Genomic DNA, 25815 nt, shown 5'->3' with positions numbered 1-25815 from the left:
TTCGCTCCTTTCCATTTATTTCTATGGTCACTTTATTTCAGTTCGCTTCACTTCTTTATGAAGGAATTGTTCGATGAGATCGAGCGTCAAGCTTCCTAAGTTGTTTCCAGCATCATCAAGAACGATAATTTGGTCTGCTTCTTGATTGAGAAGGATGGAGATAGCGATCCGTAGTGACGTATCTTCTTTAATGGTTTTGGTGTCATTTGATTCCACCTTCTGTTTTAAAGAAATGGCTTGAGAAAGGTCTTTGATCGAGTATAAACTCATGCTCTTCAACACTCGATCTTGTCCAACAAACTCAGAAACAAATGCATTTTTTGGATGGTTTAAAATTTCCGTTGGACGATCGAATTGCATTACTTCTCCCTTTCGTAATAAGGTAATCTTGTCCCCCATTTTGACCGCCTCATCAATGTCATGACTAACAAAAAGAATCGTTTTTTTCACCTCTCGCTGAATTTGCAAAAACTCTTCTTGTAAACGATTTCGGATAATAGGATCAAGCGCCCCAAAAGGTTCGTCCATCAGCATAACGGGTGGGTCTGCAGCAAGTGCACGAGCCACCCCGATTCGTTGTTGCTGTCCACCTGAAAGCTCATGAGGATACCTTGTTCTGTAATCATCGGGATGTAAACCGATTAATTCCATTAAATAATGAAACCGATCACGCTGTTTTTTTCTATCCCAACCAAGTAAATCGGGAACGATCATCACATTTTTTTCAATTGTCATGTTTGGGAACAATCCGTTACTTTGTATTACATAGCCGATATTCCGACGCATTTCGATTTTGTTCAACTCTTTTACGTTATTACCATGAAGTCTGATCTCTCCGTCTGTAATAGACTCTAGTTGATTTACCATTCGTAACAGAGTAGTCTTCCCACATCCAGAAGGACCAATTAAAATAACCACTTCACCGTTATCGACGTTAAAGGACACATTATTGATCGCTTGAACGTCTCCTTCATATATTTTCGAAACATTTTGAAATTGAATCATACGCTGTCACCTCTCTTTTTGAACATTCTTTTTTAGCTATTCAATCCCTTTGGAGTAAATCGTTTTTGCACATATTTCAGAAATAAATCCGCAATAATAGCTAATACCGATACAGCAATGGCTCCTGCTAATATCATCGTGCTATTGGATCGAGAAATCCCTTGATTTATTAATACACCAAGGCCACCTGATCCTATAAAAGCAGCGATAGCACCAATTCCAATGTTCAAGACGGTTGCCGTACGAATTCCAGCCATAATTAGAGGCATGGCATTGGGTATTTCCACCTTTCTTAACCTTTGGAAAGTGGTCATCCCAATTCCAATAGCGGCATCACGAATGTTTGGATCCACATCATTTATTGCCGTATATGTATTACGAATAATGGGTAATTGAGAATACAGAACAAGAGCAATAAGTGCGGGAAGAAAGCCAATTCCTTGATTAATAATAGAAAGGATAGGAATCATAATACCAAACAGTGCGATACTTGGAATGGTCATAATGATGGAAGTGATTTGAAGAATTGTTTCAGCAAGTTCTTCGTTCGTTGTAATGTAAATTCCTACTGGGACACCGATAAGAATTGCGATAATAATAGCAATTCCAACCAACTGAACATGTTCCGCAGTAAATCCGAATAAGATGTCGTAATTGTTTAAAAAGTAGTTAATTAGATCGCTAATTAGTTCCACCTCCTCATGTTATCAATATATAGTATTATATGATTTTTATCACTATATATCGATGGAAAACCAAAAATATATACAATATCTAGATAATATCAATAATTGTTCGTATGTTCAAATTGCAGATTGGGTAGTTATTTTAACGATTTCGCACATATTTGAAGTATTTAGAATATTTTTAAATGAGACAAGTATAATTGTTCACTTATGCTGAAATAGGAAGAAATATAATGGAAATTAATGAAACGGGACACGAAACGGAGGGTAGGTGGACAGACTGTGCGGCATCCTTCGTCATTAAATCAAGCTTTTAGTGGAACTAATTAAACAATTCCTATGTACCTTCCATTTTTTACACTGGAGTTTAAAAGAAGAAAGGAGATGGAGCGTATGGGATATATAGGTGAAGTAGTAAGTCCAGCCAGGGAGCAGTTTAGAAACTAAAGCAGTTAACACAACTAAAAAATGGTAAGTAAAGTTAATAAAGACGTTTTAAAGACTTGTTTATATCCTTAAAGTAATAAATAACAACAGCTTGATAGCTATGCTAAGAATGGGAGAGAGACTGATGAACCTAACCTCTAAAACTGAAGAAGTTGCTATTAAATTTATGTCTTATAACATTCACCATGGGGTAGGACTAGATGGTGAGTTAAGTTTAGAGAGAATTGCACAAGTCATGAGAGATGCTAATGTAGAAATTATTGGAGTTCAAGAGGTTGATAAATTTTATGGATCCCGAAGTAATTACAAAGATCAAGCAAAAGAATTATCTACGTTACTTGGCTATTATTATGTATATGGTGCTAATTTATCTCTTTATCCAGAAGGGGGTCATGATAAAGCCAGACAATATGGAATAGCTATTCTGAGTAAGTATCCAATCATCGAATCGGAGAATATCGAATTAAGCAGCTATGGGAATGAGCCACGTGGATTACTAAGAACGAAGATTGATGTCGGTGGAATTCTTGTGAGTGTGTTTAATACACATCTAGGTTTGGACACATCAGAACGATTGGCACAAATAAAAGAAATTACGAGAGTTACATCATCATTTGTTAGGCCAAGAATATTGCTAGGGGATTTCAACGCAGAACCTAATAGTGAAGAAATAAAGTGGTTATTACATGAAGGGGACTTTGTAGATTGTTTTAAAGAAATTGAGAATGCCGTAACATTTCCGGCTGATAACCCAAATAGAAGGATCGACTACATTCTAACCTCAAAGTCTATTAAATTTTCAAATCAAAACATGATGCATACACAGGTAACTGATCACTTACCAATTACGATAAAACTTTATCTTTAACCAAGATAGACGCACCAAATCCAAGATTGAATGCACCCAAACCAAGGGTGAGTGCACCAAACCCAAGATTGAATGCGTCCAAACCAAGGGTGAACGCACCAAACCCAAATCGAGCACAAAAAGGAGGTAATCCATTGAAATCTGTATTATATTACAGCAAGCATATTACGGTTTTATTTGCGGTTGAAGAATTAAGAAGGTTAATGGAGAAGGAGGATGCTTGTACGAATACATCCTTCGATGGTGATCATATTCACCTAATGCTAGAATCAGACTACAATGAATCTTCTTTCTGCATCAATAAACTTTATCTGAAACATGATGGGTTTGCTATTTTGGAAGATCATAGTGATGTGTGGATTGTTGGGAAGGAAGAGCGTTCTATTCTGTATGGTGTGTATCAATTTTGCGAGCAGCGGTTTGGCTATCGGTGGGTAGGATTCGAAGAGAAAATTGACCAGCAGTACAAAAATACCAACCAAATAGTTCAAATTCAAGAGCCTTTATTTTCCCGGCGTGGCAATATCATTGAAACCATTAACGACCCTTCCTACATAAACCAATTAATCGATTGGGGAGTGAAGAATGGCTTGAATGAGTTCTTCTTTACCTTCTTTCTCTGGGATGAGGTGCGGTCGTCTATCATAGATGCATTAGCCAAACGGGATTTGAAAGTAACATTAGGTGGGCATAGTCTCACCTTTTTAATAAATACATTACAAGTTGGCAATACCAAGACCCAAAATATAAGTTTTTTTGCCAAAGATAATTCTATCCAGGATCTAGTCATAGACAAGATCATCGAGATCTGTGAAGCGGATTCAATAATCAGTCGGATTTCGCTATGGCCGGAGGATGTTGGAGTAAGTGATTCCGGATTTATGCAAACCTACATCACATTTATGGAGAAACTAAAAACTAAAATAACTTCCCGAAAATTAGACGTAGAGGTGGAACATATCGTCTATAATGCTGGATTGGCATGGAATATGCTTGAACGTGATGATAAAACAAAACCTTCCTCCCATCTAGATGTGCTTTATGCCTATTGGGGCCGTGATTATTCACAAGCAATCGATCACTCAAACCAAGAACAGATCCGAGCTTACGATGCTTTAATTGATTGGAAAATGCAAACCGCGACAAAGAACAAAAAGATAACGGTTCTAGAATATTACAGCGATCATTTTATGTTGAGCGAAATTTTTCCGCCATTGATGAACATGATAAACCAGGATATACAGAGCTACAAAATCACAAACATTAACGGCCTATTAAATCTAATCGTGCCATATCACGCAAAAGATCCTAATTCAGAAATGACCCAAAAGTATCCTTGGAAGTGGGTACAACTAATTAATAACTATTTTTATGCCGGGCTTAGTTGGGGGAAGGACTATAATGAAGCATCACAGAAGTTCTTCTCCGCTTTTGGAGAAAATGGAGACCAATACCAGAAGTTACTGAAGGAATTGGAACCCATTCTATCCAAACATACAAGCTGGAATGTGCCATTATTTCCTGCTAGATTAGTAGATCCGGAAAAAGTTGATTATACAGGAGATATCGATTCCATTATTAATTATCTCGATAATGCCCTACAACACCTGAACAAACAAAATCTAAAATTCGATTACGAACTGCTAAAACGGCAACATAAAAATAATTTTTCATCCTTCTCAAATGAGGAGATGATAAACGTTTATCTGTATTATCTAATGCAAACGTTAAAAATGACAAAGGATAATTGGAGGGAAAAACAAGATGAGCTTCGAAAACCTTAATTATTATAGCGGAACAACCGAAAAAGCTAACCACCAGATTCAAGCAGCACTCGTTGTGTATGGTGCGACACCTGCGGGAATTACGGCTGCGATTCAAGCGAGGAAAATGGGACTTGAAGTTGTCATAGCCGAATTCAGTAAACACCTAGGTGGAATTACCGCTAACGGATTAGGTGCTACTGACTTTGGTGCAAAGGAAGCAATTGGCGGGTTATCTCGAGAGTTCTATAAAAGATTAGGAAATTACTACGGTAGGGATGAGCAGTGGACTTTTGAGCCAAAGGCAGCACAATATGTTTTCAAAAAATGGATTGAGGAATATAATATCCCTGTTTTCTTTCAGCAACATCTACAAAAAGTTTTAAAGAGCGGAAAAGCAATTCGAAAAATTACGATGGAAAATGGAAATACATTTATCGGGAAGTACTTCATCGACGCAAGCTATGAAGGTGACCTGATGGCGAAAGCGGGCATTACATATTATGTAGGACGAGAGTCAAATGCTACCTACAACGAAACGTATAATGGAATTCAATTTGGCCATCCACATCATAATTTTAAAACGGATGTCGATCCTTTTGTTAAGGAAGGAGAGGTGGATAGTGGCCTGCTGCCAGGCATTACAGAGATTACATCAGAAGTTAATGGAACAGGAGACAAGCGCATTCAGGCATATAACTTTCGAATTTGTTTAACAAAAGATCCTAAAAAGCGCATTCCATTCCCGAAACCACCTAACTACGATCCAAAACGTTTTACCTTATTATTACGCTATATACAAACTGGTGTATGGGATGCAATGAACTTACATATCGAACTACCAAATGGCAAAACAGATTTGAATAATTATGGCGGGTCATCCACGGACCATATTGGAATGAACTATGACTGGCCTGATGGAAGTTATGAAACTCGGGATAAAATATTCCAAGACCATCTAAACTATAACTTGGGTATGCTATACTTTTTAGCAAATGATGAACATGTTCCTGAAAACGTGCAAAAAGAGGTAGCGGAGTGGGGGCTTCCCAAGGATGAGTTTGCAGAAACAGGACATTGGCCACCACAGCTTTACATTCGTGAAAGCAGAAGAATGGTATCTGATTATGTGATGACAGATCGTAATTGTTTAGGGCAGGATACCGTGGAAGACGTTATTGGACTTGCTTCCTATCAAATGGATTCCCATCATTGTAGACGGGTATTAATTGATGGGAAAATCGTGAATGAAGGGGATGTGGAAATACCGATATCACCATATCCGATTTCGTATCGAGCGTTGAGACCTAAAGAAACAGAATGTACAAATCTCGTAGTGCCAGTGTGTTTATCTAGTTCTCATATTGCATTTGGTTCGATTCGAATGGAACCAGTGTTTATGATTCTTGGGCAGTCGGCTGGATCGGCTGTAGCATTAGCGTATCAAGAAAATATACCAGTCCAACAAGTTGATTATAATAAATTAAAACAAAGATTACTAGATGAAGATCAAGTACTGGAATGGGATCCGTCCATAGAAGATGATCCTGTTGAAAGAATGAAAGAGACATTTGGTCAGGAATTAAAAACGGGTGGGAGCTAATATGTTCCCGCCCGTTTTTCCACTATCACCACTACCCTTGTTCCTGAACACTCATACCCATTTTCTTCTCTAGTCTCAAAAACGCCCGTTTACTTAACAACGTCAGGCAAACAGCGAGCAAACTTCCGGTGAATAGCGGAATAATACCAGGTAGTAGATAAACCATCGCATAAAGAAGGAATGCTGACAGAATCATTCCGCTTACCTCAACAGGTGATGTAAGTGCGATTAAAAAAGATTGCTTCATATATTGAAAGAATTTCAATTTAAAATGAACAAATACCGGGAAGAAAAATAATAATGTGATTACATAAGAAATAGCAATTAACATGACAACCGGTATTAAAAATCGGAAGCTGCCACTATTCAACTGTAAAAAGCTCACATCGTAATACAAGAAATAACCGATTACAATAAAGATAAGTGCAAAACCGTTTAGTTTAAAAAAGTCTTGCCGATAGAAGGACCAAAAAGTTTGAAAAATCTTGAAGTCCCTTTCCTCTAAAATTATCCATTTACGTGTTATGGCAAACATTGCAGCAGTTGCTGGGAAAATTCCAAAAGCAATAAGCCCTATTACAGTAAAGAAGATCCATAACAGGTTGATGTAAGCTATTTTCAGCATCCAGTATACAATTTGGTTAAATTTTTCCCAGCCACCCATTTTATCACTCCACAAATCCATTATGTGTTCATTATACAGCAAATTGATAATAATCTTAGTAAACAGCATTTAAAGACAATTAATAGACTTGTCTCTTGTACAAAAAAAACATACTATAAAAGTAGTCATTAAGAATATTTCAACTAGTCAAACTCTTACAATCATCTATTGGCTATTGTTTCCGTCACAGCGTTTTTTTAAGAATATATTGCAATTTAGTGACAGGTTAAAGGTCTATAGGGAGGTGGATATTTTATTTAATCAAAATTTTCTTTTTATTTAAAAAAATGAAAGGGGTTTAATTATGAAGAAGATTAGTTTTCTTACTTTATTACTTGTGATTGGTCTTGTTGTAGCTGGCTGTTCTAATGACACAAGTGGAGGTGCTGAAGGAGAAGTCGGTGGAGAGATCACTGTTTGGGCGCATCCGTTTACTGGGGATGCTGAGAAAGAAGAAGAAATGTGGGATAAAATTAGTACATCATTTCAAGAAGAATATGATGCAGAGGTTAACATCGAAATCATTCCTTGGGCAAACCGTGATCAAAAGATTTTAACGGCCCTGGCAGCAAACAACGGTCCAGATGTGTTTTATGCAATTCCTGATCAAATGCCTCAATATGCCGACGTAGGAATGCTTTTGGAACTGGATCCATACTTAGAAGGATATGATATGGATGACTTTGTTGATTCCGCACTAGTATCAACAACGTGGAAAGATAAATTGTATGGTCTTCCAATATTGCAGTCTGTCGACACATTATTTTATAACAAATCGGTAATTGAAGCTATTGGGGAGGATCCTGAAAATCTACCTGAGACGTGGAAAGAGTTTGAGGCATGGGCTGTTAAAGCTAAAGAGCAAGGTTTCTATGCAACATCGTTCCAAGGTGGTGGATCCATGAATAATACATTGTATCCATACATTTGGCAAGCTGGTGGAGATATTGTTTCAGCGGATAATGAAGTTTTAATTAATGGTGAAGGTGGAGTAGAGGCATTTAGTTTCATTAATAAAATGTATAAAAATGGCTGGATTCCAGAAGACTCTGTTACTGCGATGGAACAAAATGCACTATGGGAAGATGGTCAAATGCTAGCAATATTAGGATCTGGTAATACATTAGCGAATTTGCAAAATAAAGGGAAAATAGACTTCGTAATTGGACCGCCATTAAAAAATAAAAAGCAAGCAGCATATGGTACAACTGGAATGTTTGTTGTACCGTCAAACACGGATAATCCTGCAACAGCAGCAGAATTTGTAAAGACACTAACGAATGCGGAAAATCAACGTACGTTTAACAAAGTAACACAATATATTCCTGCTAGAGAGTCTTCAAAAGATATTTTTGATGAGCAACCATTTTTGAGTCAGTTAGCGTCTTATACCCAGTATACGTTGCCAGGAGTCATCAATCCTAAAGGGCGTGACATTATGCCGATGATACAAGCACAACTTCAAGCGATGCTGGAAGGCGACGTAACACCACAAGAAGCTGCGGATGCAGCAGCGGAGGCAATTGAAGGAGCGGTAAGTCAATAGAGTATAATGGACAGAGGGGTGAGTAATCTCCCGCTCTGTCTTAAATTACATATGAATTAGGTGATGACACTGAAGAATAACAATAAGAGGTTTAACAAAACTAAAAGTAAATTACCTTTTAAAGAACGATTTAGGAAAAATGCGATTGTTTATATTTTTTTGTTTCCAATTTTAATCCATTTTGCTATTTTTCAAGTTTTCCCTTTCCTATTTAGTTTCGTTTTAACCTTTATGGATTGGAGAGTAATCGGTAATAGTGAATGGGTTGGATTAAAGCATTGGGTTAATTTTTTTAATGATAAGCTCGCATGGAAAGCACTTTGGAATACATTTATGTTCTCTGTTTATTATATTGTACCAACGATGGCACTTGGATTGATATTAGCTTTAATTATTAATTCAGGGGTTAAATTCGCTGGTTTTTTTAAAGGAATATTTTTCTTGCCTGTAGTAACCTCCTTTGTTATTATCGCAGGTTTATGGGGCTGGTTATTCCGTGGTACCGATAATGGCATGGTCAATTGGGTGTTAAATATTTTTGGTGTGGATTCTCAATTATTTTTATCGGATTCTGGTCAAGCGCTTATCGTATTGGCTGGATTAAGTATATTTAAAGTAGCTGGAAGTACGATGATTTATTATTTTGCTGGATTACAATCCATTCCTAATCAACTATACGAGGCTGCTAGAATTGATGGAGCATCACCTTTAAAAATATTTTGGAAAGTGACGTTTCCGTTGTTAAAACCGATCCATTTTTATGTAGCGATCATCACAACAATCGGTTCATTCCAAATCTTTGATTCGGCTTATCTCCTTACAGGTGGAGGACCAAACTATGCAACAACAACGATCGTTTTCTACCTCTATCAACAAGGGTTTAGTAGTCTTAATTTAAGCTATGCCGCTGTTTTATCCTATGCATTGTTCTTCGTTATCTTAGTTGTTTCATTGATTCAGAGAAAATATTTAGGCAAGGAATCATCATTCTATTAAGCTACAAGTTGTTTGGAAGGAGTGTAAAAACGTGAAAAAGTTTTTTACCTATATACTGTTATTCATATTGACGTTCAGTTTTTTACTCCCATTTCTCATTATGGTGCTAGGTTCATTTAAAGAGGTGGAATATGTGTTGTTAGATCCTTTCTTCTGGATACCAAATGACCCATCGATTGCAAACTATACTTATATCTTTCGGGATGGGATTTTTCTAAGGTGGATCCTTAACTCTGTTATTATTACCATCATTCCAGTATTTAGCCAAATGTTCCTATGTGCAGTTTTAGGATATATCTTTGCGAAAAAGAAATTTCCAGGAAGAGAAGCAATATTTTGGACCTTTATGGCTGTTATCATGATCCCACAGCAATTACTAATTATTCCGAAGTATATTATGTTTGCTCAGTTTGGATGGATCAATACGTATTGGGCACTTATTGTACCTGAATTATGGGGAATCATGGGCGTATTCCTCATACGTCAATATCTGCAAGGTATTCCGAATGACTTTGAAGAAGCAGCTTATATTGATGGGGCGAACGATATCCAGATTTTCTTTAAAATCATTTTACCGTTATCCATTCCAGTAGTTGCGACCGTAGGAACATTCTCATTTATTAGTAACTGGAATGATTTATTTCAGCCTTTGATTTACATGACAGAAGAAAAAATGTTCCCCGTAACAGTTGGTTTAGCATCGTTACTCGGTAAGGAAGGAAACTTTGGAGTTGAAATGACGGGATCGACTCTTTCGTTTATTCCAACTTTCTTAATATTCCTGTTCTTTCAACGATACTTTACTGAGGGTATCCAAATGTCTGGATTAAAATAGGATGGATGCAATAGGGGGAAACTAATGTGAAGGAACTTAATATTGGTATGATTGGACTCGATACTAGCCATGTCATTGCATTTACAAAATTACTTCATAATCAAAGCGGGAAGTACCATGTGAAAGGTGGAAAAGTGGTTGCTGCTTTTCCTGATGGCTCACCTGATTTTGCGTTAAGTATGTCTCGCTTAGATAAGTTTACCCTGGAGTTAAAACAAACTTATGGGGTAAAAATCGTTGATTCGATGAAAGCAGTTGTAGAAGAAAGCGATGCTATTTTAATAGAATCGGTTGATGGTGCTCAACATCTAGAACAGCTACAAAAAATTGCTTCATGTCGCAAACCAATCTTTATTGATAAACCGTTAAGCCTAAGTTCTCAGGAAGCGGATGTAATGATTCGTTTAGCTGATAAGTACGAAACACCAATAATGAGTTCCTCTGCATTGCGGTTTGCTGAAGGGCTACAGGCGGTTATTCATGCATTTCCCGATCGACATGTAGTTGGCGCAGATTGCTTTGGCCCAATGTATTTAGAAGAAGAACAGTCAGGGTTTTTTTGGTATGGAATTCATACAATTGAGATGCTGTATAGCCTTTTAGGTGCAGGGATAAAGGAGGTTACTACCGAATCAAATAGTGATTATGATGTCATTACGGGGGTATGGAAAGATGGAAGAATAGGGACAGTCAGAGGAAATCGTGTTGGAAATGAACAGTTTGGTGCAGTGATTCATTATGATGATGGTTCAGAATATGTTGCTATTAAAAGTAGTGATAAGCCGTTTTATGCGAGTTTATTAGAGGAAATCATATGTTTTTTCCGGGATGGGAATTCACGAGTGCATTTACAAGAAACGAGGGAAATGATTCTTTTTATTGAGGCGGCAAATAAGAGCAAGCAAACGGGAGAAAAGCAGTATGTGTAACAGAAGCGGGACTTTCCTCGTTCCTCTCCTGTTACACACTTAGCTGCTCTTCATTAATAAAACTAAGTCGATAAATCCGTCTTGGTCGGCCTTTGTACGTTACTTTTTCTTCGCCAATGATATCGACCAATTCAGCATCCATCCATTTTAATAAAATACGATGTGCACTTCGAATCGTGACATTAAGGGTGGAGGCTAATTCTTGTGCTGTATAGTCAATTTTATTATGACGTTTCACACGTGCCATCAGTTTGGCCATATAAGCAGCAGACATCCCAGCTTTCTCTGCTTTGTCAAATAGTTTCGCATCCGTAATGGATAGCTCATATTGTTCATAATGGGTCTGGCTTGTTATATCTACAGGGCCGATCACACTGCGATCTTCTCGAACAATATAACAAATATTTCCCCCTAATTCTTTAGATTGACGTAATGCGAGTCGTGCATGGTTACCTGCTTCAGCAGCAGATTGGCCAAAGCCAACACCAAGACTAAGCGTGATTCCGATCTCACTTTTCATATCTTTTAATAATGGAAGGAACTTATAGCCTCGTGTTTCCCGCTCGAATATTCCACGAGTGGTAATAAATAAGTACTCTTCTCCACCAAGGTTAACTAAATGGCCATCAAGCTGTTTAATGTAGTCGAGCAGTATTTGTTGAATTTGTAGTTTTAATAGCTGGACATCATGTTCGGACGTATATTTTTCCGTTACCTTTTGAAAGTTATCGATATCGATCAAGCCAAATACAATTTGCGATTCTTTATTTCGCCTTGTTTCCGTTGCAAGTAGTGCTCGTTCCAGTGAAACAATCATATCTTGATTTGTTGGTGTTACCAATTCATTTGGAATGTGTAATTCTGATAACTTTGTTGATACTTCTTGAACTCCTGTAAGGACAATTGACCCATTCTTACGATGATTGTCTTGATGAAATTGTACGATACCGTCAACCGAAAATGAATGGAATTGGTTCTTATAAACGTACATTTCACATTCCTCTTCTTCTAGCTCGTATAGAATTAGATTGACGTATTGTTGATCAATGGAATCGACGGATAAATTCGTTAGTCCATGGATGTTTTTGATTAAGAATAAGGATTTATATAAACCTGTGCCCATTAGTGGTACATGGTGGACGGGGATGTTGAAATCAACATGTTGTTTAACCATGTAGTATAAATGATATTCGGTAAACATGACAACATCTACCTTGGACATCAACGCAATGACGTCTTCCTTAAACTGATTATTCGAATTGACGATTAAATACATCGGTTTGAAGTTTGGGAACGATTTCAAAACAGTTTTTATTTGTTCATAAATTTCTGTGGGTCCAATAATACCAATGACAATTTCGGACATTTCTTTGATTGAATTCTTTAATTCCATAGATTAACATCCTCCTTTTAAGACAGAAGTATAGACATGTCCTTTAATATTGTTTTTATCATACTGCTAATTTGTAATATTGTCAAAATTCATACATTTATTTCTAGAACATTAGATTAAAAGACCATTTAAAGACTTGTCTTTTAATAATTGACTACATACAATAAATTAAACAATAGATTACTAGGAGTGACAAAATGAAAACGATTATAGAATTAGAAAATTTTATGACAACTCCATCAGAGTTATTAATAAAAGATATTCAATCCATTGATGGAGATATAATGATCCTTGGTGTTGGCGGAAAAATGGGGCCGACGTTAGCAAAGCTTATAAAAAGGGCGATCGATGAAGTTGGAATTAATAAACGAATAATTGGTGTATCTCGATTTTCTTCTGGAAATTTACGAGACGAATTAGAAGCAATGGGAATTGAAACAATCGCTGTTGATTTATTAAATGAAGATGCACTCCAATCGTTACCAAACGTTGAAAATATTATTTATATGGCAGGAAATAAGTTCGGAACGGTAGGAAATGAACATTTTACATGGGCGATGAATGCGTACCTTCCTGGTAGGCTAGCCGAAAAGTTCAAGGATTCACGAATTGTCGCGTTTTCAACAGGGAATGTTTATCCACTTACAAGCGTATTAACAAATGGATGCTCTGAAGATTCTCCAGTAAATCCAGTTGGAGAGTATGCACAATCATGTTTAGGACGTGAGCGAATGTTGACGTATTTTTCCTATAAAAATAAAACACCAATGCTAATCTTTCGTTTAAACTACGCAATTGATCTGCGCTATGGGGTGTTACTGGAAATTGCTAAACAAGTATATAAAGGAAAGGCCATTGATTTAACGATGGGAAATGTCAATGTTATTTGGCAAGGAGATGCCAATGAATATGCGGTACGTTCCCTCTTACATGTGGATCATCCACCAACTATTCTAAATGTCACGGGGCCAGAAACATTGTCTGTAAGATGGATAGCAACAGAGTTTGCAAAACGACTTGAGAAAGAAGCAATATTTGAAAATGTTGAACGAGAAAAAGCTCTACTTAACAATGCATCGAACGCCCATAAACTGTTTGGCTATCCAAAAGTATCGGTACAAGAAATGATGGATATGATTGCGGAATGGGTTGTACATGGTGGGGTAACCCATAATAAACCAACCCATTTTCAGGAGAGGGAAGGAGCATTCTAAATGTTGAGAGAGGAAGTCAAACAGCATTTACACGAAGGAACGGTCATACCAGCACATCCACTGGCACTGACAACTGAGCGAAAGCTGGATGTTACGAGGCAACGAGCACTAACTCGGTATTACATCGATGCTGGTGTTGGCGGATTAGCAGTTGGGGTTCATACAACCCAATTTGAAATACGTGATCCAAAGTTTAATCTGTTTGAAAAAGTCCTGACACTGGCAATCGATGAAATGAAACGCGCAAATGTTCCGCAAAGGTTTATTAAAATTGCTGGTATTTGTGGGCCAGTGGAACAAGCGCTTCAAGAGGCTGAATTTGCTAAAAGAATTGGGTATGATCTTGGGCTACTCAGTATGGGTGGTTTACAGAATCTATCAGAGGAAGCACTATTAGAACGTACACAGAAGGTCGCAGCAATCATTCCTGTCATTGGATTTTATTTGCAGCCAGCTGTTGGTGGAAGAAGATTAACCTATGATTTTTGGAAACAGCTAGCTGATATTTCGAATGTACACGCAATTAAAATTGCACCGTTTAACCGGTACTTGACGCATGATGTGGTTCGAGCAGTATGCCAATCAAGTCGAAATGAAGAAATTGCCTTATATACAGGTAATGACGATACCATCGTAAACGATTTACTGACAACATATCGAATCGACGTAGACGGTGTACAGGTGAAGAAGAAAATTGTTGGTGGTTTACTTGGACATTGGTCGGTATGGACAAAACGAGTAGTTGAAATTTTTGAAGAAATTAAAAAGGTACGGGACTATAACCAGGTCCCAAGTGAATTGCTTACATTGGGGCAAGAGATCACCGATGCCAATGCTGCCTTTTTTGACGTAGCTAATGACTTTAAAGGCTCTATCGCTGGGATAAATGAAGTATTGACCAGACAGGGAATTTTGCAGGGCAACTGGTGCCTGTTAGAAAATGAAAAACTGAGTCCGAATCAATTGGAAGAAATCGATCGGGTCTATTCCGCATACCCGCACTTACATGATGATGATTACGTAAAAGAAAACATAAATAGGTGGTTAGAATAGGAGGTGCTCGGTTTGCGAAAACTCATTGCTCAACAAAAACGGGCTCATATTGTGGAAGATGATATACCTATAGTGAAAGATTCATATATTCTAGTAAAAACAATGTATTCTGCTATTTCTGCAGGCACAGAGGTTACCATTTTAGAGAACAGCAAGGATACGGGAATTAACATGGGCTACAGTGCTATGGGTGTTGTGGAAGAATGCGGAAGTGGAATTACGGATGTACAAAAAGGTGATCTTGTAGCATGTTATGGTGCTCCATATGTACACCATCAAGAATACTTGCTCGTTCCGAAAACTCTATACGCCAAAGTTCCAAACCATGTTAAGCCACAGGAGGCATCACTTGCTGGTCTAGGAGCAATTGCCATTCATGCCTTACGCATTGCTGACTTACAGTTTGGGGAAACGGCTGTCGTTATCGGACTTGGGGTACTCGGACAAATGATCGCTAAAATTGCCAATGCTGCAGCATATAACGTCATTGCGTGTGACTTAAGTAAGGAAAGAACCAACATGTTGGATGAGCCAAATATTAAATCCTTCACCTCTATAGAAGAGATGGAAAATGAAATACAACATTCGACAAATGGCCAAGGGGCAGATGCTGTCTTACTTTGTACAAGTGGTAAGCGTTCTCAACTAACACATGAGAGCTTAAAATGGATTCGAAACAAAGGGAAAGTGGTCATTGTTGGGGATATTGAACCTGATTTTCCGAGAAACTTGATGTTTGCGAAAGAAGCACAACTATTTATTTCACGAGCGGGTGGGCCTGGACGCTATGACAACGTATATGAACAGCATGCGATTGACTATCCGTATGGTTTTATCCGCTGGACGGAAGGACGAAATATCGCGGAGTATATCCGACTAGTGAGTGAGAAGCGGATTAATGTGAAGCCATTTATTACAGAAGAAGTTGACTTTTCTGATGCCCCTGGAGCTTACGAGGAGTTACAAAACAAACAATCAACCACATTAACGAAATTAATTAACTATAACGAGCAAGGTGTTGATCTGGATGGAAAACGTACAGGTAGCAATTATCGGAATTGGTGCGATTGCTGAATCAGTTCATCTTAACTATTTACAGGAGAATGACCATGTAACCGTAAACGCATTAGTAGACATCGATCTAGAACGAGCAGCATCTGTTGCAAAAAAACATGATATTCCAAATGTATTTCAAACAATTGATGAATTGATTGAGCAAACACATACGGATGCCGTTCTTATTTGTACGCCAAATGCTACCCATATACCCATTGCAAAAAAAGCTGCACAACATGGAATTCATGTGTTTATCGAAAAACCAATTGGTATCGACTTGGAGGCAGTAAATGATTACTTAACACTAACGAAAGAAAAAAATGTGATCACGATGGTTGGAATGACCCATCGTTTTCGTCGTGATGTAGCCATTTTGAGGGAATATATAGATAATGGTACATTTGGCAACCTGTATCATGTTAAAGCAAAGTTGTTCCGAGGTCGGGGCACACCACAAGGATGGTTCACGAATAAGGAGCTTTCTGGTGGTGGAGCATTGATGGATATCGGTGTCCATGTGTTAGATCTCGCCTGGTGGTTAATGGGCAAACAAGAAGTACAATCGATCACCGGCCAGACGTTAACCACATTTGGTAACCACGAGACAAAGTATATATCTGCATGGACATCGAAAAATAAGAAGTTAAATGCCGACCATGTCGTCAATGTCGATGACTTTGCATCTGCATGGATTCGTTTCAAAAATGGTGCTGTAATTAATTTGGAAATTGCCTGGGCGATCAATGGAGAACAGGATGACGGTGTGCAATTGGAGCTGTTTGGTGATTAAGGTGGTGCTAAGTTGACTCCGTTAACCATTTATAAGGAAGAAAACGGGGTATTGACGGAAGTTTTTCCTAAGTATGTGGACGGGGACACATTCAAAGAGGAAATCGATCATTTTGTTGATTGTGTTCGAACGAAGCAACAGCCAGTAATTGATGGGGAACAGGGCTATGAAATGTTAAAAATGTTACTCGGTATCTATGAATCTTCGAAGAAACAAAAGGAGATTGTTTTTTAAAAGGCTCTCTTTTCGCACTGTTTGTTGTTATTTATATAAACTGCAACGTAGTGAAAATTCCCTTTCGTGTGGTTTTCGCTCGTTCTGATTACTGAAGCCGTGCCCCCGGAAAGAGAGCGTTTTTCCGCACGCTGGTTTAGCATCCATCTTCGAAGGATGGAAGGAAGTCATGCTAAAGTTATGTCGCAATTTATATCAACTTCTAGTTGAGATTCTATACTTGGAAAAGCAGTAAACTTTTAGATAATTGTCATTGAAAAATTACTTGGTTGAAAGGGGAATTTTCTATGTTAAAAGTAGGTGTAGTTGGAGTTGGGTCAATTTCACAGTTTCATATCGAACCATATTTAAGCAATGAACAGGTTGAATTAGTTGCGCTATGTGATTTGAATGAGGATCGTCTGCAAGAAAATGGGAAGCGCTATGATGTTGCTGAGTTGTATACTGACTATCATGATTTATTAAAGAATGAAGCCATTGATGCGGTTAGTATTTGTACGTGGAATAATTCCCATGCCGAAATTGCCATTGCCGCAATGGAAGCTGGAAAACATGTCTTAGTGGAAAAACCGTTATCGATGACCGTGGATGAAGCACTAGCTGTAGAAGCAACGCAAAGGAAAACAGGAAAGCTATTACAAGTTGGCTTTGTACGTCGTCACGGGGATAATGCAAAGCTATTGAAAACATTTATTGATCATGGTGAACTCGGTGAAATCTATTATGCGAAAACATCGTGTTTACGTAGACTTGGTAATCCTGGTGGTTGGTTCAGTGATATCACCAAATCTGGTGGAGGTCCTTTAATTGATTTAGGGGTACATATGATAGATATTTGCTGGTACTTCATGGGAAAACCACGTCCAGTGTCTGTTAGTGGAAACACGTATAAAAAGCTAGGAAATCGCAGTCATATTGGGAATTTATCATTCTATAAAGCTGCTGATTATGATCCGACATTAAATGATGTGGAAGATTTAACGAATGCCATGATTCGCTTTGAAAATGGGGCTTCAATCATGGTTGATGTAAGCTTTACCCTACAAGCGAAAAAAGATGAGTTATATGTAAAACTGTTCGGTGACAAAGGTGGGGCAGAAATTGAACCTGAATTAGCTATAGTAAACGAAAAACATAATACGATCTTGAATGTAACTCCGCAAATTGATAAGTTAGACTTTGATTTTAATCAAGCATTTGTGAATGAAATCAACCATTTTGTTGACTGTTGCCTAAATGGAACAGAGACGATCGCACCAGTTTCCGATGGGGTTCAAGTGATGAAAATGTTAAATGCAGTGTATGAATCCGCTAAAACAGGTAAGGAAGTTTATATGTAATGAAAGTAGATGTCGTCGTAGCAGGAGGTGGATTGGGAGGCTGTGCCGCAGCGATGTCAGCTTGTGCCAATGGGCTAACGGTTCTTCTAACGGAGGAAACGGAGTGGATCGGCGGCCAGGTGACTTCCCAAGGGGTTCCACCGGATGAACACCAATGGATTGAAGAATTTGGATGCACAAAACGGTATCGTACATACCGGGCCAAGGTACGAGAGACGTATATGCGGGCGATGGATGTAAGAGGGGAACCTGCCCCATTAAATCCCGGGAATGGGTTGGTCAGTAATATTTGTCATGATCCACGTGTTACGTTACATGTCTTGAATGAAATGTTGTTGCCTTATGTGTTAACGAATCAGCTAATCATTGCTTTAAACAGTGAAGTTTCCGATGTTAAAAAAAATGTTCGAGACATTAAGGAAGTTACGGTAAAAAATAAGAAAACTAGCAATGAACAGCAAGTTTTTGCACCGTATTATATAGATGCAACCGAGTCAGGTGATCTGTTGCCATTAGCAGGAATGAAGTATATAACTGGTGCAGAAGCAAAAAGTGAAACAGGTGAAATGCATGCTTTAGAGGAAACGGACCCGATTGATATCCAAGCATTCACCTATGTTCTTGGGATGGAATACCGGGAAGGAGAAGATCATACAATTGCCAAACCGGGAATGTACAATTTTTGGAAATATTTTCAACCGGACTTTTGGCCAGATAAGTATTTAAGCTTTTATGCACCACACCCGATTACAAAGGAAAAGCGAAAGTATACGTTGTTTCGTGAAGAATCGGGGTTCCCGTTATGGGAGTACCGTCGGATTTTCGATATAGGACAGTATAACCTTCCATTTACAGCGGGAGATATGACGTTATTAAATTGGCCGCAAAACGATTACTTTTTAGGCAATGTGTATGATGTTTCGGAAGCGGAAAAAGAAAAGCATCTGTATCAGGCAAAGCAGTTAAGCCTTTCTCTATTGTACTGGTTGCAAACTGAAGCACCACGACCAGATGGAGGTAAAGGATATCCAAGTTTAAAGCTGCGGAAGGATATTTTTGATACCGAAGATGGTCTAGCAAAAGCACCGTACATCCGTGAGTCGAGAAGGATTAAAGCAGAATATACCGTGACAGAACAAGATGTCTCGCCAGACTTTAATGAAGGTAAAACAGGCAAGGAATACGAAGACAGAGTAGGAATAGGATCCTATAGTATTGATTTGCACCCAAGTATGGCTGGAAAAAATTATTTGGATATTAAAGCACTGCCTTTTCATATTCCGTTAGGGACACTTATTCCAACAGATATGGACAATGTGTTAGCAGGCTGCAAAAATATCGGCACGACGCATATAACGAATGGCTGTTACCGGTTACACCCAGTGGAATGGAATATTGGTGAAGCTTGTGGGGCACTTGTTGCGTTTTGCATCAAAAATGGGACAGATCCAAAAAGCGTTAGAAATGATGCCAAGCTTTTGCAAGGATTCCAAGATAGCTTAAGGGAAGATGGTTTTGAGCTGGAGTGGCCGAAAGAATTTTACCAGTAATCGGAGTGATAAATGTGGGGAGAAAAGTTGGAGATTACCCGTTAAATGAACTGCGGAAATATCGTCCAGAATTAACGAATAAGCCAAGTGATTTTCAGATGTTTTGGGATAACGAAAAAAAAGAAATCAGTACGTTCACACCCGATGTTGCGGTCAACTGGCGAGACTATGCTGTTCCAACGGTTGACGTGGCAGATCTGACGTTCACTAGCTGGGATGAAACACCATTAAAAGGTCTTTTCGTAAAGCCAAAGGGTGTAACGGAATGTCCAGCTATCTTTTTCTTTCATGGGTATACCGGATCTCGTGGATTTGCTACTAATTTTTTGAAGTGGACGACACTAGGTATTGCAGTTGTTTCCTTTGACGTAAGAGGGCAAGGAGATTCACCTGATTATGGCAAGTACGAAAACGGCAGTCGAATACTTGGTTGGATGTTAAATGGGATTCATGATCCGAAGAACTATTATTTTACGAATGTGTATCGCGATATTTTGATGCAGTTGAATTGGGTTTGGTCTAACTCATTCCCCATTCAACCTACAAGATTTGGCGTGATAGGTGGGTCGCAAGGTGGTGGATTGGCACTGACCGCAGCAGGGCTGGATGGAAACGTAGATTTTGTTGCAGCAGATTGGCCATTTATTGCTCACTTTGAGCGAGCGTTAGAGGTAGCATTGTCAGGTCCGTATATGGAGATCGTGAACTATTTTAAATGGCATGACCCCCAATACGAAGCGTATGAAAATGTGTTGAAGACACTCGGATATATCGACAGTGTCCATTTTTGTGATAGGATCACTTGTCCGACCTTAATGGGAGTTGGTTTAGAAGATGCGATAACCCCCCCATCAACTGTGTTTGCAGCGTATAATCATCTCGCTGCCAAGGATAAAAACATAGAGGTTTATCCGCAATTTGTCCATGAAGCAAACATGTTTCATGAAGAAAAGAAAATCGCCTTTATTGCAAAACAAATTAACGGTTAAAGGGGGAGTTACTGTGAGGGTTAGTGTAAGTATGTATAGCGTGAATGCTAGGGTGCAAAAAGAAAATTGGACGACGGTCGACTTTTTAAACTATGCAAAGGAAATTGGTTTGGGTGGTGTCGAATTACTTGATATTTATTGGAAGGATAAGGAAAATGAAATTGCGGAAGTAGTGTCCAAATTGCGAGAGATGGAGTTGCAAGTTTCGGCCTATGACGTTACAAATAATTTCGTGAAAGAGTCAGCAGAAGAACGCACGCTTGAGGTAGAAAAAATTAATGATGGCATTGAAGTGGCTAAAAAACTAGGAACAAATATCGTTCGCGTGTTCTGTGGTGACCTGCATGGGAACTTAACTTATGAGGATGGCCAGGATTGGATTGTGGAAGGGTTGAAGCGATCTGCGGAAAAGGCAGAAAGAGAACAGGTTTATTTAGCGATTGAAAATCATGGTTTATTAGCAGGGAAAAGCGAACAGGTTGAAGAAATAATTGAGAAAGTAAATAGTCCGTATGTAAAATCAACGTTTGATACGGGAAACTTTCTATTAGTTCATGAAGAACCGGAAAAAGCGTTTGATAAACTACGTGAAAAAATTGTGCATGTTCATTTTAAGGATTTTCGTATAAAGGACCCTTCGGAACAGGTGAAAGGTTTTCGCTCGACACAGGGAGTGGAAGTAATTGGTACGATTCCTGGTGAAGGGCAAGTGAATTTATCCTATATCGTCAATGGCTTAAATGAAATCGGTTATGATGGGTGGTTATCGATTGAATATGAAGGAAAAGATGACCCGAAAGTAGCGAACGAAGAGGCAGTTCGTCGTCTGAGAAAACTATTAAAGTAGGAGGGATGCGCATGAGAAATGTAGTGATTGCTAATGTAAACAAGCTAGATTTTCAAACTGCTAGAAGTGAAGTGGAGGTAGTGGAAGGTACTGCACAATTAACGAATGCTACGAAGACTTATGTGATTGATTGGGGCAATTATAATGGGGAATCACTTGTTGGTCATACGGTTTTTATCCCATCTATATTACTTAGTGACAGCCTAACGGATGGAACGAAGGTATATTTTGATTTGGAATGTTATCCATTTTTCCAAAAAACAAAGGAAGTCATCCGCAGAAATACGAAAGGTATTTTTCGGTTACGAAGAATTGTTGAAAATGAGGATAATACATTAATTGCTAGTGATCTCTACGTTTTGTCGACAGTATTTGGTGACCCTGAGTCTGTTAGCGTAAAGCGTTCAAGTGCAGAAGTAAAGCCATCTCATGTCATTGTAATGATAAACTTTGGTGGAGGCACAATAGCGCATTTGGATTATACGTTTTCAGGCGAAGATTTTATCGAGTTGGAATGGAGTGGCATTAACACAATTATTGAGTTTAATAGTTGTGAGATGAACCCCTTTGAACCGAAAAGGTATACCTCACTTCCACTTTCCTATAGTGTGGAAGCTATTTTTGATTTGTCCCATACTGTGGACGATAGACTGGTAGAACGTCTTTCAAACTTCCACAATAAAGTTAATGGAGGTGTTCAGTCATGAAAATCGGGATGATGAGTTTTGCCCATATGCATGCATACAGCTATGCAGATAGCTTAATGAAACTTCCCAACGTAGAGTTAGTGGGAATTTATGATGATAATATGGAGCGAGGGAAAGAAGTAGCAGAAAAATACAGCACAAAGCATTACCCAGATCAAGGTTCTTTTCTAGAAGTGGATATGGATGCCGTGATTATTTGTAGTGAAAATAACCGTCATAAGGAAATGACAATCAACGCAGCGAAAGCAAAAAAACATATTCTCTGTGAAAAGCCGATTGCAACTACGGTTGAAGATGCCTGGGAAATGATCGGCGTTTGTAAAGGGCATGAAGTTATTTTACAAACTGCATTTCCAGTAAGGTTCAGTTCTCCAATTCAGCAGTTAAAAAGGTTGATTGATGCGGGAGAGCTTGGTGATATTGTTGCCTTTCGTACAACAAATCGTGGGCAAAACCCAGGTGGCTGGTTTATCGATGAGAAACTTTCTGGTGGTGGTGCGGTACTAGATCATACCGTACATATGGTAGATATTATGCGCTGGTATTTAGGAAAGGAAATAACCGAAGTCTATTCGATTGTTGATTCTTACTTCCACCAAATCGATATTGATGATGCGGGAATTCTTACACTTCAATTCGCAAATGGTGTCATTGCTTCACATGATGCGAGTTGGTCACGTTTTTCAGAATATCCGACATGGGGGGACGTGACCATCGAAGTAATTGGCACGAAACAAACGGTTAAGGTGGATGCGCTCAAAGAACATTTTCGTCTGTTTGCTAGCGGGAATCAATCATTGTCCAATGTTTTTTATGGAAATGATATGGACTTTGGACTGATCCAAGATTTTGTGGAATGTGTGGAACAGAAAAGAGAACCATCAATTTCTGGTTATGACGGGTTAAAAGCATTGGAAGTTGCCTTAGCGGCATATCAATCAAGTAATAGAAAATCAAAAGTGTATTTATAAAGGTAATGGGCATCTGTTTGCAAAAATAGATGCCCACTCTTTCAAGGGGGGGTAAGTGTGTATACTGTTGGGGTTGATATTGGTGGAACGAAGATTAGGTATGGGCTGTTTGACGCAAGAAAGCTTGTTCGTGTAGAGGAAATGAAAACACCGAAGGAAGCGATAACGGAAAGGTTAATCGATGACTTGAGGATCTTTGTTCAGGGGCGATCGATTCAAGGTATTGGGATTGCGTCTGCTGGGATTGTCGATTTTAAGAAAAGAAAGATTAAAAGGGCTGCTAATTTGAGGGCAATCGAAAATGTGCTACTTGGAGAGATACTGGAGAAGGAATTGCAGGTTCCAGTCGCCCTAGAGAATGATGCTAATTGCGCTGCCCTAGCAGAAGCGAAGAAAGGTGCAGCACGATCTGTTGATCATTCGATCTGTATTACGATTGGGACAGGAATTGGTGGGGGAATTATTCATGATGAAGAAGTTGTACATGGGAGGAATGGCTATGCTGGAGAGGTAGGCCATATGGTAGTTGTACCGAGCGGAAAACCATGTGGTTGTGGCCGCAAAGGATGTTGGGAAATGTATGCATCTGGGAAAGCATTGGAACGCATGATAGCTGAGGATTCCGTATTAGCAGGAGGAGGTTTCACGCCAAAAGACGTGTTAGAACGTGCTGGTTGTGATAATTGTCGACATGTTATCGATCGATTTGTTGAGGCATTGGCTAATGGTTTGATCAATTTACAGTATATATTTGATCCAGAAATGATTGTGGTTGGTGGTGGCGTGACTCATTCCAGTGAGGCTTGGTGGGACCAACTTGAAAAAAAAGTAGGTGAAGCCAATATCGAAGTGAATGTGCAGCGGGCACATTTTCAAAATGACGCCGGCATGATCGGGGCAAGTTTTTTGGTGAAGTGAGGGATAGAATGTATTATTTGCATGGAGATGTGATATTAGATGGAAAGATAGTCCGGGGGCAATTTGTTGAAATTGTGGATGGATTAATCACATATGTAGGGGAATTGAAGCGACAGGACTATCCAGTTGATGAAGTGGAGAACGGATATATTTGTCCAGGGTTTGTTGATATACATATCCATGGGGTTGACGGGGTTGATCTTTCTGATGATCAAATGGGTGTTTTTGAGGAAATCGCCGTTGGGTTACCAAAATATGGAGTAACAGCATTTCTTGCCACTTCACGGACATCATCTAAAAGGGATTTGGTTCGTTTTTTGGGTACTGCTTCAAGGTATCGGGATAAAAACGGGAGAGCCGCCCGAATGCTTGGGACACATATCGAGGGTCCCTGGATTAGTAAGAAATATAAAGGTGCACAGCCGGAGGAGTACATTCGACGATTATCATGGGAAGATGTGGATGAGATTATTGATCCCTACAAAGATGTTGTGAAGAAGGTTACGATCGCACCAGAGGAATTGGATGATTATACGATTATTTCTTGTTTAGCTCGATGTGGAATTCAGGTATCTGCAGGGCACACGAACGCTTCCTTGGATGATATCGGCCGTGCGATGGAGTATGGATTGAATCAGCTTACACATACCTTTAATGCCATGAGCATGTTGCATCACCGAGAACCAGGAGTTGTAGCTGCGGCACTATATTATTCGGAATTAATTTGTGAGTTGATTACCGATGGCCTGCACGTACATCCGAAAGTAATCGAATTATTGTATAGGGTTAAGGGGAAAAAGGGTGTTGCACTTATTTCCGACTGTACTGGTTATAATGACTTGGAAGATGGAGAGTACTTTTTGCGGAATAAGCATTTGGTCAAAAAAGAAAACAAAGTCACATTAAAAAGTGGAAACTTGGCGGGTAGTGCGTTAACACTGGATAAAGGGGTTGGGTATGTCGTGAATGAATGTGGTATTCCATTAGAGGATGCTGTGTACATGGCTACTCAAACCCCACTTGAGGCGATCCGGGAAAATGATAGATTAGGGCGAATTGATGTGGGTTATAAAGCAGATATCGTTATATTGGATGAAAAATTAGAGGTAGAGCGGACGATTATAAATGGGGAGATCGTCTTTGAAAGGGGCCAGTCTTTATGGGGATTAGAAGAATAAAACAAATGAAATAGAGCAAACAATTAAACTATCAGATCAAACATTTCGAGATTCAGGACACCGTTCGATGGGGATGCATTTCCGCTGATATTTACGAAATATGATAATCTATCATACGATGCATTTGATGGGGGAAAATCAGTCAGCTTTTTTGACCTTGTCCCTTTTGAAATCAAGATTGGGCATGCAGTTGTTTCGGCTTTCTCGATTGGTTGTTTGAATTGTTGGTGGAG

At 38.9% G+C, this 25815-nt stretch carries 24 protein-coding genes; 20 read left to right on the top strand and 4 right to left on the bottom strand.

The annotated features are described in order from the left end of the window. Positions 1-27: 27 nt before the first annotated feature. Both NC797_RS01330 and NC797_RS01325 read right to left on the bottom strand, forming a co-directional pair. Complete coding sequence (locus NC797_RS01330) at positions 28-1005, bottom strand: ABC transporter ATP-binding protein (RefSeq protein ID WP_272434805.1); 978 nt, start codon at positions 1003-1005, stop codon at positions 28-30. A 32-nt stretch (positions 1006-1037) separates the two neighbouring features. Next, on the bottom strand, positions 1038-1700 hold the full coding sequence (locus NC797_RS01325) for an ABC transporter permease (RefSeq protein WP_465250224.1): 663 nt from the start codon (positions 1698-1700) through the stop codon (positions 1038-1040). Positions 1701-2262: 562 nt separating this feature from the next. Here NC797_RS01325 and NC797_RS01320 point away from each other — a divergent pair. From NC797_RS01320 to NC797_RS01310, 3 genes are all read left to right on the top strand, one after another. Beyond that, complete coding sequence (locus NC797_RS01320) at positions 2263-3006, top strand: endonuclease/exonuclease/phosphatase family protein (RefSeq protein ID WP_272434804.1); 744 nt, start codon at positions 2263-2265, stop codon at positions 3004-3006. A 134-nt stretch (positions 3007-3140) separates the two neighbouring features. Beyond that, positions 3141-4790 (top strand): hypothetical protein, encoded by a 1650-nt coding sequence (locus NC797_RS01315; protein ID WP_272434802.1) that lies wholly within the window; start codon positions 3141-3143, stop codon positions 4788-4790. Continuing rightward, positions 4771-6372 (top strand): FAD-dependent oxidoreductase, encoded by a 1602-nt coding sequence (locus NC797_RS01310; RefSeq protein WP_272434801.1) that lies wholly within the window; start codon positions 4771-4773, stop codon positions 6370-6372. The genes NC797_RS01315 and NC797_RS01310 overlap by 20 nt, the downstream gene beginning before the upstream one ends. A 31-nt stretch (positions 6373-6403) precedes the next feature. On the opposite strand, the gene NC797_RS01305 is transcribed toward NC797_RS01310, so the two are convergent. After that, entirely contained in the window at positions 6404-7036 is a 633-nt protein-coding gene (locus NC797_RS01305; RefSeq protein ID WP_272434800.1) for a YesL family protein, read from the bottom strand. 304 nt (positions 7037-7340) lie between these two features. Between NC797_RS01305 and NC797_RS01300 the strand changes: the two genes are divergently transcribed. The 4 genes from NC797_RS01300 (at position 7341) to NC797_RS01285 (ending at position 11342) form a co-directional block, all read left to right on the top strand. Beyond that, the gene (locus tag NC797_RS01300; protein ID WP_272434799.1) at positions 7341-8582 is read left to right on the top strand and encodes a sugar ABC transporter substrate-binding protein; all 1242 of its coding nucleotides are present in this window, start codon (positions 7341-7343) and stop codon (positions 8580-8582) included. Between the two features lie 63 nt (positions 8583-8645). Next, a complete protein-coding gene (locus NC797_RS01295; RefSeq protein ID WP_272434798.1) occupies positions 8646-9578 on the top strand; it encodes a carbohydrate ABC transporter permease in 933 nt (310 codons plus the stop codon). Positions 9579-9609: 31 nt separating this feature from the next. After that, positions 9610-10413 carry a carbohydrate ABC transporter permease gene (locus NC797_RS01290; protein WP_272434797.1) on the top strand — a complete coding sequence of 268 codons (804 nt, stop codon included), beginning with the start codon at positions 9610-9612 and terminating at the stop codon, positions 10411-10413. 26 nt (positions 10414-10439) lie between these two features. Continuing rightward, positions 10440-11342, top strand: a complete 903-nt coding sequence (locus tag NC797_RS01285) for a Gfo/Idh/MocA family protein (RefSeq protein ID WP_272434796.1) — start codon at positions 10440-10442, stop codon at positions 11340-11342. A 31-nt stretch (positions 11343-11373) separates the two neighbouring features. On the opposite strand, the gene NC797_RS01280 is transcribed toward NC797_RS01285, so the two are convergent. Continuing rightward, positions 11374-12735 (bottom strand): GTP cyclohydrolase IIa, encoded by a 1362-nt coding sequence (locus tag NC797_RS01280; protein WP_272434795.1) that lies wholly within the window; start codon positions 12733-12735, stop codon positions 11374-11376. Between the two features lie 197 nt (positions 12736-12932). Here NC797_RS01280 and NC797_RS01275 point away from each other — a divergent pair, with 197 nt between their 5' ends. From NC797_RS01275 to nagA, 13 genes are all read left to right on the top strand, one after another. Continuing rightward, the gene (locus tag NC797_RS01275; protein ID WP_272434794.1) at positions 12933-13949 is read left to right on the top strand and encodes an NAD-dependent epimerase/dehydratase family protein; all 1017 of its coding nucleotides are present in this window, start codon (positions 12933-12935) and stop codon (positions 13947-13949) included. Then, positions 13950-15002 carry a dihydrodipicolinate synthase family protein gene (locus NC797_RS01270; RefSeq protein WP_272434793.1) on the top strand — a complete coding sequence of 351 codons (1053 nt, stop codon included), beginning with the start codon at positions 13950-13952 and terminating at the stop codon, positions 15000-15002. A gap of 12 nt (positions 15003-15014) precedes the next feature. Then, positions 15015-16076, top strand: a complete 1062-nt coding sequence (locus NC797_RS01265) for a zinc-dependent alcohol dehydrogenase (RefSeq protein WP_272434791.1) — start codon at positions 15015-15017, stop codon at positions 16074-16076. Beyond that, a complete protein-coding gene (locus tag NC797_RS01260; protein WP_272434790.1) occupies positions 16030-16848 on the top strand; it encodes a Gfo/Idh/MocA family protein in 819 nt (272 codons plus the stop codon). Before NC797_RS01265 ends, NC797_RS01260 begins: the two co-directional genes overlap by 47 nt. 12 nt (positions 16849-16860) lie before the next feature. Next, entirely contained in the window at positions 16861-17082 is a 222-nt protein-coding gene (locus NC797_RS01255) for a hypothetical protein (protein WP_272434789.1), read from the top strand. 287 nt (positions 17083-17369) lie between these two features. Beyond that, entirely contained in the window at positions 17370-18422 is a 1053-nt protein-coding gene (locus NC797_RS01250; protein ID WP_272434788.1) for a Gfo/Idh/MocA family protein, read from the top strand. Then, a complete protein-coding gene (locus tag NC797_RS01245) occupies positions 18422-19972 on the top strand; it encodes an FAD-dependent oxidoreductase (RefSeq protein ID WP_272434786.1) in 1551 nt (516 codons plus the stop codon). Before NC797_RS01250 ends, NC797_RS01245 begins: the two co-directional genes overlap by 1 nt. Before the next feature lie 14 nt (positions 19973-19986). Beyond that, the gene (locus NC797_RS01240) at positions 19987-20961 is read left to right on the top strand and encodes an acetylxylan esterase (RefSeq protein ID WP_272434785.1); all 975 of its coding nucleotides are present in this window, start codon (positions 19987-19989) and stop codon (positions 20959-20961) included. A gap of 13 nt (positions 20962-20974) precedes the next feature. Further along, the gene (locus NC797_RS01235; protein ID WP_272434784.1) at positions 20975-21808 is read left to right on the top strand and encodes a sugar phosphate isomerase/epimerase family protein; all 834 of its coding nucleotides are present in this window, start codon (positions 20975-20977) and stop codon (positions 21806-21808) included. Between the two features lie 11 nt (positions 21809-21819). After that, positions 21820-22515: a hypothetical protein gene (locus NC797_RS01230; RefSeq protein ID WP_272434783.1), complete on the top strand. Its 696-nt coding sequence runs from the start codon at positions 21820-21822 to the stop codon at positions 22513-22515. Then, a complete protein-coding gene (locus tag NC797_RS01225; RefSeq protein ID WP_272434782.1) occupies positions 22512-23486 on the top strand; it encodes a Gfo/Idh/MocA family protein in 975 nt (324 codons plus the stop codon). Before NC797_RS01230 ends, NC797_RS01225 begins: the two co-directional genes overlap by 4 nt. A 57-nt stretch (positions 23487-23543) precedes the next feature. Next, positions 23544-24404: an ROK family protein gene (locus NC797_RS01220; protein WP_272434780.1), complete on the top strand. Its 861-nt coding sequence runs from the start codon at positions 23544-23546 to the stop codon at positions 24402-24404. 8 nt (positions 24405-24412) lie between these two features. After that, positions 24413-25582, top strand: a complete 1170-nt coding sequence (gene nagA, locus NC797_RS01215; RefSeq protein ID WP_272434779.1) for an N-acetylglucosamine-6-phosphate deacetylase — start codon at positions 24413-24415, stop codon at positions 25580-25582. Positions 25583-25815 lie beyond the last annotated feature (233 nt).

Source organism: Terrihalobacillus insolitus (assembly GCF_028416575.1).
Lineage (GTDB): Bacteria > Bacillota > Bacilli > Bacillales > Amphibacillaceae > Terrihalobacillus > Terrihalobacillus insolitus.
This window is presented reverse-complemented; position numbering and strand designations above follow the sequence as displayed.